This window comes from Nocardiopsis sp. NPDC057823 (genome assembly GCF_042797335.1).
GTDB lineage: Bacteria > Actinomycetota > Actinomycetes > Streptosporangiales > Streptosporangiaceae > Nocardiopsis > Nocardiopsis changdeensis.
Map to the genome: position 1 here is coordinate 1 of NZ_JBHVLR010000032.1, position 12,043 is coordinate 12,043.

Here is a 12,043-nt window from a genome sequence, read left to right on the forward strand (position 1 = left end):
TCAGAAGGGCGTCAAGGTCATTGGTCACACTCTGATCCTCGACGCCCTTCGCCATGCGCGCAGCGGGTTCAGGGATTTCCCATCAACGATCTAGGACCTGTTCCCAGCTGCTCTCCTGTGCCACCGGGGGTTCGTGAGGCGCCCGGCGGGGTTCTGGAGGCCCGGAGGAGACGTCCTCGAGGAAGGCCTGTGGCCGTAGGCCATCCGTTGAGGGTGGTGGTGGGCGACGGGCGGGCGAGGATGTCGACGCAGGGCCGAAGGTTCCCGCCCTCAGGGGGCGCCGAGCACGAACCGAAGCGCAGCGGAGGTTCAAAAAGAGGCGCAGACGGGTGCGTCGGCGCCGCCTTCGGCGTACACCGCCGGGATGTAGTGGCCCTCGCCGATCCGGTACCAGGCGTCGCCGGTGCCCTGCGGGCCGGTGACCCGGGCCCCGGCCTCCTGGCAGACGACGTCGATGTTCGCGCTGTGGGCGGCCGTGCCGACGGCGGGGTGCTCCGGGCCCGCGCCGCCGCGCACCTCGACCGGCCCGCCCCCGGCGGGCGCGGTGACCTCGACGCGGTGGCGGTACTCGCCGGTCCACAGGTAGTCGACCTGCACCCAGCCGTTGGTCGGCAGCCGGAGCCCGTCGTTGAACGCGCCGTCGGCCAGGTCGATCCCGGCCGGGTTGCGCACCCGGCGGCCGAACCCGTCCAGGCCGCCGTTGTGCCCCTCGGAGTAGGCCGCCTGGGCCTGCGGGCGGCCCCGGTCGAGGTCGCGCCAGGACTGGCGGTCGGCGTTCCAGTGGTCGTCGGTGATGTTCCACGGGCCCACGTCCCAGACGGGCAGGTAGGCGCAGCGGGCCTCGTGGCCCTCGGTGTCGCCCTTGCCCTCCGGGCCCAGGGCGCCGGTGGTGCACACCCGGACGGTGTACTCGCCGCCGCCCCGGGTGGCCAGCCCGCGCCGGGAGGGCAGGGCCACGAAGTGGTCGTTCGCGCGGACGGTGTGCCCGTTGGCGGTGGTCTCCCCGACCAGGCCGATGCGGGTGGCGAAGAGCCGCGCGGAGAACGGGCGCTCGGGGATGTCGTCACCGACCCCGGCCCCGTCCCCGTCCCCGGTCGGGTCGCCGCCGTCCCCGTCGGGCTCCCCGCCGCCGTCGGGTCCCCCGTCGCCCTCGGGCCGGGGCGCGGCCTCGGGCGAGGGGTCGTCGGGCAGGCCGGCCGGGATGTCCCCGGTGCCCTCCAGCGGGCGCACGCCCAGTCCGGTGACGGCGGTGTCGGCGCCGTCGATGCCCACCCGCAGCTGCACCCGGGAGACGTCGGCGTCCAGCGTGATGCGGCCGCCGCGGTCGGGGGCAGGGTACCACTCGGTCCACATGCCGTCGGCGCGGACGCCGCGCACCTCGGCCAGCACGTCCTCGGGGTCGCCGGAGGAGCCCACCCGCACGTCGACGGTGTCGGTGGGCCGTTCCAGGGCCTGCTCGGGGAAGGTCGCCAGGCCGGTGGCCGGGGCCCCGCGCTCGCGGCGCAGGGAGGCCGGGGGCTCGGCCGCCCCGTCCAGGCGCAGCGTTCCGGAGGCCAGGACCAGGCCGATGCGGTCGGCGGACCCCAGGTCCTGGGGGAGCCAGCCGGTCTCCGCGAAGGCGGGCCGGGGGCCGACCGGGAGCAGCAGGACCAGGGCCCCCGCCACCGCCCAGCGCCTGCCGCGCATGCGGATCGAAGTGGGTGCGCACCCGGGCATGACGAACCTTTCGCCTTGATCACACAGAGTGAATAAATAGTGCACTCTTAGTAAGCGCCCCGGTATGCGCACACTCAAGGAACTCGTGTCGGGTGTCGGTGATACGGCGGTAAAGGTCCGGTTCGCGGCGGGGCGGCGCCCGCTCAGGCGAAGGCCAGCAGGCAGGCCGTGAACGCGTGCAGGTGGTTGACCCCGCCGACCGGGCCGATCTCCCCCGCCGCGAAGAACCCCGCCACCGCCTCCGCGCCCAGCACCCGGCGCACCGCCAGCACGTCGTGGTCGGCGTGCGGGAACAGGGCGGCACCGCGTCCGTTGCACGAGAACAGCAGCCCCGCCCCCACCCGGTGGCGCTCGCCGAAGTCGGCCAGCCGCAGGGCCAGGTCCTCGTCCGCGGTCCCGGCGTCGCGTATCTGGAAGCGGACCGTCTGCCCGACCTCGACCGACTCGTCGACGACCAGCGTCCCCGCCCCGGCGTCGGCGCCGGTCAGCGAGCGGATGAGGAAGTCGCCCTGCTCGTGGTGGTCGGCGTACTCGTCCATGGCGATGCCCAGCTGCAGCCCGTGCTCCGCCAGGTCCCGGTCCTCGTCCGAGAGCGTCTCCAGCACCGCCTCCAGGCGGGTGTAGGCGGACTCCCCGGCCAGTTCCTCGACCACGTTGTCGTGCGCCGCGGTGACCGTCATCGCCGGCCCGATCGGGCGGCAGCCCTGGCTCACCACGGTGCCCAGCACGCCCTCACCGCCGATGAGCAGGCCCACCGCGCCGTTCTCGGCCACCGAGCCGTCGCAGAACAGCCGGACCGACCCCTCGCCGAGCATGCCCTCGGCCATACCGCCCACCAGCGGCAGCCCGCCCAGCGCCCGGGTGGACTCGCGCACGAACTCGCGCGCCGGGAACTCGTAGGGGTTGACCAGCAGCAGGGCGGCCCGGTCGCGCGGACCCGGCTCGCGCATGCCCACGACGGTGAGCCGCTCGCCCTCCACCACCGTGTCCAGCCGGAACGGGGTGAGCTCCACCCCCGGCAGCCGGGCGCACCACACGCTGACCGACCCCTGGCCCTCCACCGCGCGGCCGCCGCCGATGACCCCGACGGCGCTGCACCCCAGGGTGAGCGCGGCGCCCGCCAGCTCCATCACGCGGGTCCCGGCCAGCGAGACCTCCTCGGTGTCGGCGCCGCAGACGAAGAAGCACACCAGGTCGGCCGGACCGTCGAGACGGGCCAGGGCGGTGAGCGCCGCGCGTTCGGCCGCGTTCACCAGGTCCGCCCCGGTCGTCAGTGCATCGCCGAACCGAGCCACCGGCTGGACCCCTCACTCGTCACCGGACCCGCCCGACGCGGGTGCCACACTCCGTCATTGTCCCACCCTGAGCCCGCTGCGGAGCCCGGCCGGGACCGGCCTCGGCCGCCATCGGCCGCCGTCCGACGGAGTAGGTTCTGGAGGGTGACACCTCCGCCTCCCCCCGCACTGCCCGGGACCCTGGCCGGACTGCGCGCGTCCGGCCACGAGCACCGCACGGTGGCCGCCGAGATCCGCGCGAACCTGCTGTCCCGCATGGCCTCCGGCCGCCCGCGCTTCCCGGGGACGCACGGGTTCGACGCCACCGTGCTGCCCGCCCTGGAGAAGGCCCTGCTGGCCGGGCACGACGTCGTCCTGCTCGGCGAGCGGGGCCAGGGCAAGACCCGGCTCATCCGCGCCGTCGCCGGCCTGTTGGACGAGTGGTCCCCGGCGGTCGCCGGGTGTTCCGTGAACGATCACCCCTACGCCCCGGTGTGCCCCTCCTGCCTGCGGCGGGCCGCCGCGGAGGGCGGCGACCTGCCGGTGGTGTGGCGCCACCGCTCCGAGCGCTACGGGGAGAAGCTCGCCACCCCCGACACCGGCACCGCCGAGCTGATCGGCGACATCGACCCGGCCCGCCTGGCCGAGGGCCGCTCCCTGGGGGACCCCGAGACCGTCCACTACGGCCTGGTGCCGCGCGCCAACCGCGGCGTGTTCTGCGTCAACGAGCTGCCCGACCTGCCCGCCCGCGCCCAGGTGGCGCTGTTCAACGTGCTGGAGGAGCGCGACCTCCAGATCCGCGGGTACGCGCTGCGCCTGCCGCTGGACCTGCTGCTGCTGGCCAGCGCCAACCCCGACGACTACACCGACCGGGGGCGGATCGTCACCCCGCTCAAGGACCGGTTCGGCGCCCAGGTGCGCACCCACTACCCGCCGACCCTGGACGACGAGCGGGCGGTGCTGCGCCAGGAGGCGTCGGTGCCCGGCGGCACCGTGGTCCCCGGGCACCTGTGGGAGGCCGTCGCCCGGTTCACGAGGCTGGCCCGCGGCTCCCGCAAGGTCGACCCCCGCTCCGGCGTGTCGGTCCGGTTCGCGGTCGCCGCGGTGGAGACGGTTGCGGCCTCCGCCCTGCGCAGGTCCGCGCTGGCCGGGGAGGAGGTCCCGGTGGCCCGGGTGTGCGACCTGGCCTCCGCCGTGCCCTCGCTGCTGGGCAAGGTGGAGTTCGCGATGGGCCACGAGGAGGACGGCGAGGCGATCCTGCTCGGGTTGCTGCGCCGGGCCGTCTCCGACACCTTCCGCGCCCGGCTGGGGGACGTGGACCTGGCCCCGCTGGCCGACCGGTTCGCCGCGGGCGGCACGGTGGAGAGCGGCGACCTGGTGGGGGCGGCCGAGCTGCTGCGCCGGATCGGGGCGGTGCCCGGGCTGGCGGCGATGATCGCGGCCGCCGCACCCGAGGACGAGGACGGCCCGGCCTCCCCCGGGCTGGCCGCGGCGGTGGTGGAGTTCGCGCTGGAGGGCCTCTACCTGGAACGACGCCTGTCCAAGGACATCGTTGCCGACGGAGGGGTCTACCGGTTCTGAAAGCCGGGAACATAACGGGTCGTCGCGCACCCCTGGAGGTAGTGGTTGTGAGGTTCCGGTACCGGGAGTACATGGGAGGCCCCGACCCCCTGGCCGAACCCGACCCGCCGCCCGAGGAGGCCGTCGGGGCCGCCCGCGCCCTGCTCGACCTGATCGCGCAGGCCCCCGGCGCCGACGACGGCGTGGGAGCCGTGGAGAAGGCGGTGGCCCGCTACGCGGAGGGCGACCGGTCGGCCCTGAACGCCCTGGACTCCCCCGGAGCCCTGCTGGGCCGCGCCCTGGGGCCCGGGGCCCGTGAGCTGTGGGACCGGCTGGACCGCGCCGACCACGGGCTGAGCCCGCGCGAGCTGCGGCGGCTGGCCGAGGTGGCGCTGGGCGAGGCGCGCGCCGCCCCCCGCCCGGGTCCGCACCGGGGCGGGCTGCGGGGCGATCCGGGCACCGACCCGACCGGCCGCGACGTCCCCTACCGGGCGGACCGGCCGCTGGACGCGGTGGCCAGCATGCGCCGGGCGATGCTGCGCCGGGCCGCCGACCCCGCCGACACCGCCGCGCTGCGGGCACGGGACCTGCGGTCGGCGCAGACCGAGCCGTCCTCCGGGTGGGCGGTGTCGCTGCTGGTGGACCTGTCCCACTCGATGGCGGCGCGATCCCTGCACGAGGCCGCTGTGCGCACCGCGCTGGCGCTGGACGCCCTGGTGCGCCGCCACCCCGGTGACCGGGTGCAGTGGGTGGGGTTCGGCGAGACCGCCCGCGAGACGGATCCCGCCGAGCTGGTCGCCCACCTGTGGGGCCGGGTCCCCGGCACCAACCTGCACCACGCGCTGCGGCTGGCGCGCGGGTACCGCAGGCGCCACCCCGGCCTGGCCCACCGCGTCCTGGTGGTCACCGACGGGGAGCCCACCGCCCACCTGGGAGAGGACGGCGACGCCCGGTTCTCCTGGCCGGCGAGCCCGCGCACCGCGGAGGTGACGGTCGCCGAGCTGGACGCCGCGGTGCGGGAGGGGGCGCGGGTGACGTTCTTCCTGCTCTCCGACGACCCGCGGCTGCGAGCCTTCCGCGACCTGGTGGTGCGGCGGCGCGGCGTGGACGCGGTCGCCGCCGACGCGGAGGCCCTGGCGCCCCTGCTGCTCGACTCCTACCTCGGCGGGCGGCCGTGGCCGCGTGCATGAGCCGGGCTCACATGCTTCTGCACGTGCGTTTCAGCGCTCGAAGATGTTGACGTCCGAGGCCATGAGCAGCAGTTCCTCCGGAGCGTCGCCGCCGGAGTACAGCAGCTGGTGGCGGTTGGCGGGCATGATCGTCTCGGTGAACCGCAACGGGCGGTCGCCGTCGTAGACGACCCGCTCGTGGACGAGCAGCGGGATGCCCGGGCCCAGGTTGAAGGAGTCCGCCTCGTCCTGGGACGGCATGCGGGCGCCCACGATGTCCCAGTTCCACTCCTCCCGGTACCCCAGGTCGCGCAGCACGGAGGTGACGCCCTGCTCCAGGTGCTGGGGGGACATGAGGGGGGTGTTGCTGGCGATGGTGAAGGGGAAGAAGGTGACCTGGGACTGCCAGAGGCCGCCCTCGACGAACCGGTCGCAGGAGCGGATGACCACCAGGCCGCCGTTGGGCCCCTGCTCCTCGCCGCCCCAGCGCAGGCGCTTGGCCACCCGCGGCCGCATGGTGTCGAGGCTGACCTTGATCTGCTGCTCGATCAGGTCGTACCCGGCCTCGCGCAGGTGCGGCTGGTAGCCGTCCTCGAAGCGCTCGGAGTCGGTGCCGCCGGAGACCGGGGTGGCCAGGTGGACGATGGGCCGGTGGTCGGCGACGAACGCGCCGCGCCCCGCCTGGATGTCGATGACCCCCTCGTCCTGGAGGATGCGCATGCCCAGCCGGGCGGTGGCCCGGGAGACGCCGAACTGCTCGGCGAGCTCCTCCTCGCCCGGTAGCCGCTCGCCCGGTTTGAAGTCGCCGCGGGAGAGGGCCTCGCGCAGGTGATCGGCGACCACCGTCTTCTTCGACGTGCTCATGCGTGTCCTTACGTCCCGTCCGCCCGGCCGCCGTCGGCCGCGGGGGGCCGCCTGCGCGGAGCGGGCGGCCTTTCCCCGTCAACGGACGGACCCCGTCCCGGGTTCTCCCCCGCGAAGGGGCCCGCGTACCACCGGAACGCCCGCCCCGGAGCGGCGGGCGCCCGCCGGGCGCGCGGGTCAGTCGCGGTGGTAGGCACTGATGTCACCGTGCTCGTACTGGTAGCGGATGCTGTGACCGGCGTAGACGGTCTCGACCACCCGGATCGGCCGCTCCTCGGAGAGGTCGGTGCGGTGGACCCACAGCACCGGCACCCCGGGGGGCAGCTCCAGCTGGGCGGCCTCGCTGGGGCTGGGCATCCGGGTCTCCAGCTCGTCCACGAACCCGACCTGCCGGTGGCCGTGTTCGGCCATGACCGACAGGCCGCTCTCCACGTCCTCGGGCAGCATGAGCGGCGTCCCCTGGACCAGGTCCATCGGGTAGAACGCCGAGCTGATGGACCCGGAGATCTCACCGGAGAAGCGGTACATGCGCCGGACCACCGTCATGTCGCCCTCGGGGACGCGCAGCCGGCTGGCGAGGTCGGCGTTGGCGCTGAGGAGCTGGAGCTCCTCCAGGGTCTGCCCGGCCATGTTGGACTCGTTGAACCCGTCGGCGCCCTTGGAGCGGTTGGCGTGGAAGGTCTCGGGGACGACGTCCTGCACGAAGTGGCCGCGGCCGGGGCGGCTGACGATCAGCCCCTGGTTGCGGAGCATGCCCAGCGCCAGCCTGACGGTGTTGCGGGAGGCGCTGAAACGCTCTTCGAGCTGCTTCTCCGAGGGCAGCTGCCCGCCGAGGGGCAGGCTCCCCTCCCTGATCTCCCGCCGCAGCGCCCGGGCGATCTGTCGATATCTGCTTTCTGCCCGCATAAGTCAGCCCTCAAGGGGGTAGCACTAGAACAACTTCACTTGTACCAACAAGGTGATCGGTACACCAAGCAAACGAGTCCGCCCGGTTCTGTTGAACCCATCATAGATGAAGGCCACCCTTAGTACACGGTGGCGCTGCCAGTTGGTCATACGGAAAAGCGACGATCGAGGCCCCAGGACCGGTCACCAACCGCCCGCAGACGGACACCGCACCCGCGGTGCCGGGCCCCACCCCCCGGGTGGCGGCACTCTCGACCGATAAGGAACAGCTCGGACCCAAACGGAGAACAGCCCATGTTCGCAAGCGTCATCATCGCCGTAGGCGGCCTCCTCCTGGCCCTGGCGGCCGGGTTCTTCCTCGCCGTCTCGATCGGCATCCGCCGCCAGGACGGCAAGGGGGGCTACCGCTCCCTGCGAGAGGAGGACGACAACAGCGCCCTCTCCCGCACCGGCAGCCTGGTCGTCGGCCTGCACTTCGCCAACCCCGCCCAGCGCGGGAACACCCCCCGGGTCCCCGCTCCCCGACCCGCCCCCGAGCGAGACCGTACGCCCACCACGGTCTAGCCCGGGGTGGCAGGAGCACCCCGCACGGCACAACGGAGTGCCCACCCCGTTGCAGCCCACCCCCGTCGACAGAGCAGGAGCGCCGCGCCGGGCCCGGCAGAGTCGCCGAGGAGCCCGCGCGGCAGGACCTCGGGCGCTGCGGATACGGCGGGCGGACCCCCGAAGGGGCCCGCCGGCGCCTCAGCCCTCCAGAGCCTGCAGCAGGTCGGCCACCAGGTCGTCAGCCGACTCGATGCCCACGGAGATCCGGACCAGATCCGCCGGGACCTCCAGCGGGGAGCCCGCGGTGGAGGCGTGCGTCATCCGCCCCGGGTGCTCGATCAGGGACTCCACCCCGCCCAGGGACTCGCCCAGGGTGAAGACCTGCGTACGCTCGCACACCCTCAGAGCAGCCTTCTCCCCGTCGCGCAGAGCGAAGGAGACCATCCCACCGAAGGACCGCATCTGCCGCTCCGCGATCTTGTGCCCCGGGTGCCCCTCCAGACCCGGGTAGAAGACCTTGCGCACCGCCGGGTGGCCCTCCAGCGCGGCCACGACCTTCTCGGCGTTGGCGCTGTGCCGGTCCATCCGCACGCCCAGGGTCTTGACCCCGCGCAGGGTCAGCCAGGAATCGAAGGGCCCCGGAATAGCTCCCATGGTGTTCTGGTGGAATGCCAGCCGCTCGCCCAGTTCGGCGTCGGCCACCACGAGCGCGCCGCCGACGACGTCGGAGTGCCCGCCCAGGTACTTGGTGGTCGAGTGGACGACGACGTCCGCGCCCAGGGTCAGCGGCCGCTGCAGGTAGGACGAGGCGAACGTGTTGTCCACGACGTGGATCGCCCCGGCGTCGTGGGCGATCTGCGCGACCGTCTCGATGTCGGTGATGTTGAGCAGCGGGTTGGTGGGCGTCTCGGTCCAGATCACCTTGGTCTCCGGGCGCACCGCCGCCCGCACCGCCTCGGTGTCGGTCTGGTCGACCGCGTCCCAGGAGACCCCCCAGCGCTCGACCACCTTGGAGACCAGGCGGAAGGTGCCGCCGTAGGCGTCGCCCGGGATGATGATGTGGTCGCCCGGGGACAGCACCGTGCGCAGCAGGGTGTCCTCGGCCGCCATGCCGGAGGCGAACGCCAGGCCGCGCACGCCGTCCTCCAGTGCGGCCAGGCACTCCTCCAGGGCGGCCCGGGTGGGGTTGCCGGTGCGGGAGTACTCGTAGCCCCGGCGCAGCCCGCCCACGCCGTCCTGGGCGTAGGTGCTGGTCTGGTAGATCGGCACCACCACGGCCCCGGTGCCCGCGTCGGGCTCTTGGCCCGCGTGGATGGCCAGCGTCTCGAATCCGTCGAACTTCATGGGCACCACGATAGTGCCCGCGGACCCGCCCGGACCCGTTTTCCCCAGCCCCTCTTCCTGCGCGAACGGCGTCCCGGCCGACCGGTCGCCCCGGGCCGGACCGCGACCCGGGCCAGCGGTGGACCGCGGCCCGGAACCGGGATCGGACCGGTCTCCCCGGCCCCTTCTCCTGCGCGAACGGCACCCCGGCCGACCGATCGCCCCCGGGACGGACCGGGACACGGCCCGGAGCCGGGGGTCAGACCGGCGGGAAGCGGGTGGGGGTGCCCGGCTGCGGGGGCTCCTCCGGGGCGCCGGGCAGCGGCCCGGCGGCGGGGGTGGGCACGCGGGTGGGCGTGCCCGTGTCGCGCAGCGGCGGACGCCAGCCCAGCTCGGGCTCGTAGGTGCGCACGACCCTGCCCGGGACGCCCGCGACGACCGCGTGGTCGGGGTAGGTGCCCGGCCGCACGACCGTCCCGGCCGCCACCACGCAGTTGCGGCCCAGGTGGACGCCGGGCAGGATCACCGCGTTCGCGCCGATCCAGGTGCCCGCGCCGATGCTCACCGGGTCGTCGACCGGCCACTGGAGGCCGACCGGGATCTCGGTGTTGGCGTAGGAGTGGTTCTGGTCGGTGATGTACACGTAGGGGCCGGTGTACACGTGGTCGCCGATGTCGATCGACTTGTGGGCGACGATGTGGGAGCCGCGCCCGATGGCGCACCCCGAGCCGATCCGCACGACCGTGCCCGGGCCCAGGTCGTAGTCGGGGCCCATCCCGGCGGCCAGGGTCATGTCCCCGCCCAGCACCGTGAAGGCGCCGATCTCGATCCAGGGCTCGCCGTAGAGCGTGGCCGTGGGGAAGGCGATGGCGGAGCCGTCGCCGAAACGCGCGAACCTGCGCGCGGCACGGGAACCGGAGCGGATCTCCGCGTGACCGCGCGCGTACGACCAGAGCGAACGGATGATCCAGGACAACAGCCGCGACACGCGAGCTCCCATGTGTTACCTGCCAGTAGCCTCGCCGCGAACATTAGCAGTGTTCGAGTATGCGCCCCGATGTCCGTTCCGTTCGCACCGGGGCCCGAACAACGCTCGGTTCCGAGCGCGGTCCGGGCCCGCGGTGCCGTGTCCGGCCCGTCAGTTCGACAGGTGGGCCAGCAGGTCCTGCCGGGTGAGAATGCCCACGGGCTTGCCGTCGCGCAGCACCACCAGGGCGCCCGACGTGCGCAGCAGCCGCACGCAGTCGGCCACCGGCGTGCCGGTGCCCACCGTGGCCAGCGGGCGGCCCATGTGCGCCTCCACCCGGTCGTCCAGCTGCGCCCGGCCGTCGAACAGGGCGTCCAGGACGTCGCGCTCGGCGAGGGAGCCCACCACCTCGGCCGCCATCACCGGCGGCTCCTCCTTCATGACCGGCAGCTGGGAGACCCCGTACTCGCGCATGATCGCGACCGCCGTGCCGACGGTCTCCTCCGGGTGCGTGTGCACGAAGTCGGGCAGCTCCCCGCCCTTGGCGGCCAGCACCTCGCCCGCGGTGGCCCCCTCCGTGTCGGCGGACAGGAAGCCGTAGTCGGACATCCACTCGTCGTTGAAGATCTTGCCCAGGTAGCCGCGCCCGCCGTCGGGCAGCAGCACCACGATCACGTCGTCGGGCCCGGCGTCGCGGGCCACCCGCAGCGCCGCCTCCACGGCCAGGCCGCAGGAGCCGCCCACCAGCAGGGCCTCCTCGCGGGCCAGGCGGCGCGTCATCAGGAACGAGTCCTTGTCGCTGACCGCCACGATCTCGTCGCAGATCCCGGTGTCGTAGGTGCCCGGCCAGATGTCCTCGCCGACGCCCTCCACCAGGTACGGGCGGCCCGAGCCGCCCGAGTACACCGAGCCCTCCGGGTCGGCGCCCACGATCTTCACCGCCCCCTTGGAGACCTCCTTGAGGTAGCGGCCGGTGCCGCTGATGGTGCCGCCGGTGCCGATGCCCGCCACGAAGTGCGTGATCCGGCCCTCGGTCTGCTCCCAGATCTCCGGACCGGTGGAGTGGTAGTGCGACTCCGGGTTGTTCGTGTTCTCGTACTGGTTCGGCTTCCACGCGCCGGGGATCTCCCGGGCCAGCCGGTCCGAGACCGAGTAGTACGACTCCGGGTGCTCGGGGGCGACCGTGGTCGGGCACACCACGACCTCGGCCCCGTAGGCGCGCAGCACCGAGAGCTTGTCCGGGCCCACTTTGTCCGGGCAGACGAAGACGCAGCGGTAGCCCTTCTCCTGGGCGACCATCGCCAGGCCGATGCCGGTGTTGCCGGAGGTCGGCTCCACGATGGTGCCGCCCGGCCTGAGCTCGCCGCTCTTCTCGGCGGCCTCGACCATGCGCAGGGCGATGCGGTCCTTCACCGAGCCGCCCGGGTTGAAGTACTCGACCTTGGCCACCACCGTGGGGGCGTTCGGCCCCAGGCCCTCGGTCACCTTCCGCAGCCGGACGAGCGGGGTGTTCCCCACCAGGTCGATCAGTGAGTCGTATACCCGCACTTCATGCTCCCTTGCATCGTGGCGACCGGGTTCCGGCCCGCCGTTCGACTCGCGCCCCCGATGGCGCAGGCCCGGGGGCCACAGGGCCGGTCCGGCCCGTTCCCACCCGACTCTAACGCCCCCATCAGCGGGTTCCGCGCGCTCGGCCGGTCCCGGTCCGGACAGGGCCG

At 73.8% G+C, this 12,043-nt stretch carries 10 protein-coding genes; 3 read left to right on the plus strand and 7 right to left on the minus strand.

The window, feature by feature from the left end; translation table 11 throughout:
* Positions 1-309 precede the first annotated feature (309 nt).
* Both ACFVNO_RS30405 and ACFVNO_RS30410 read right to left on the minus strand, forming a co-directional pair.
* Complete coding sequence (locus ACFVNO_RS30405; protein ID WP_378897826.1) at positions 310-1,716, minus strand: hypothetical protein; 1,407 nt, start codon at positions 1,714-1,716, stop codon at positions 310-312.
* A 143-nt stretch (positions 1,717-1,859) separates the two neighbouring features.
* A complete protein-coding gene (locus ACFVNO_RS30410) occupies positions 1,860-3,011 on the minus strand; it encodes an FIST N-terminal domain-containing protein (RefSeq protein WP_355258660.1) in 1,152 nt (383 codons plus the stop codon).
* Between the two features lie 144 nt (positions 3,012-3,155).
* Here ACFVNO_RS30410 and ACFVNO_RS30415 point away from each other — a divergent pair, with 144 nt between their 5' ends.
* Together ACFVNO_RS30415 and ACFVNO_RS30420 are read left to right on the plus strand one after the other, a co-directional pair.
* Positions 3,156-4,571 (plus strand): sigma 54-interacting transcriptional regulator, encoded by a 1,416-nt coding sequence (locus tag ACFVNO_RS30415; RefSeq protein WP_355258663.1) that lies wholly within the window; start codon positions 3,156-3,158, stop codon positions 4,569-4,571.
* A gap of 47 nt (positions 4,572-4,618) precedes the next feature.
* Positions 4,619-5,740, plus strand: coding sequence for a hypothetical protein (locus tag ACFVNO_RS30420; RefSeq protein ID WP_378897830.1), 1,122 nt, complete (start codon positions 4,619-4,621; stop codon positions 5,738-5,740).
* 30 nt (positions 5,741-5,770) lie between these two features.
* Here the strand turns inward: ACFVNO_RS30420 and ACFVNO_RS30425 are convergent, their stop codons facing one another.
* Positions 5,771-6,583 (minus strand): GntR family transcriptional regulator, encoded by an 813-nt coding sequence (locus ACFVNO_RS30425; RefSeq protein WP_355258669.1) that lies wholly within the window; start codon positions 6,581-6,583, stop codon positions 5,771-5,773.
* A gap of 177 nt (positions 6,584-6,760) precedes the next feature.
* Positions 6,761-7,489 carry a GntR family transcriptional regulator gene (locus tag ACFVNO_RS30430; protein ID WP_220563253.1) on the minus strand — a complete coding sequence of 243 codons (729 nt, stop codon included), beginning with the start codon at positions 7,487-7,489 and terminating at the stop codon, positions 6,761-6,763.
* A 294-nt stretch (positions 7,490-7,783) separates the two neighbouring features.
* Here ACFVNO_RS30430 and ACFVNO_RS30435 point away from each other — a divergent pair, with 294 nt between their 5' ends.
* Positions 7,784-8,053, plus strand: a complete 270-nt coding sequence (locus ACFVNO_RS30435) for a hypothetical protein (RefSeq protein WP_355258672.1) — start codon at positions 7,784-7,786, stop codon at positions 8,051-8,053.
* Between the two features lie 180 nt (positions 8,054-8,233).
* Here ACFVNO_RS30435 and ACFVNO_RS30440 read toward each other — a convergent pair whose 3' ends face one another.
* The 3 genes from ACFVNO_RS30440 to ACFVNO_RS30450 form a co-directional block, all read right to left on the minus strand.
* Positions 8,234-9,379, minus strand: coding sequence for a cystathionine gamma-synthase (locus ACFVNO_RS30440; protein ID WP_220563255.1), 1,146 nt, complete (start codon positions 9,377-9,379; stop codon positions 8,234-8,236).
* 238 nt (positions 9,380-9,617) lie between these two features.
* Positions 9,618-10,358, minus strand: coding sequence for an acyltransferase (locus tag ACFVNO_RS30445; protein ID WP_220563256.1), 741 nt, complete (start codon positions 10,356-10,358; stop codon positions 9,618-9,620).
* 138 nt (positions 10,359-10,496) lie between these two features.
* Positions 10,497-11,873 (minus strand): cystathionine beta-synthase, encoded by a 1,377-nt coding sequence (locus ACFVNO_RS30450; protein WP_355258678.1) that lies wholly within the window; start codon positions 11,871-11,873, stop codon positions 10,497-10,499.
* Positions 11,874-12,043 lie beyond the last annotated feature (170 nt).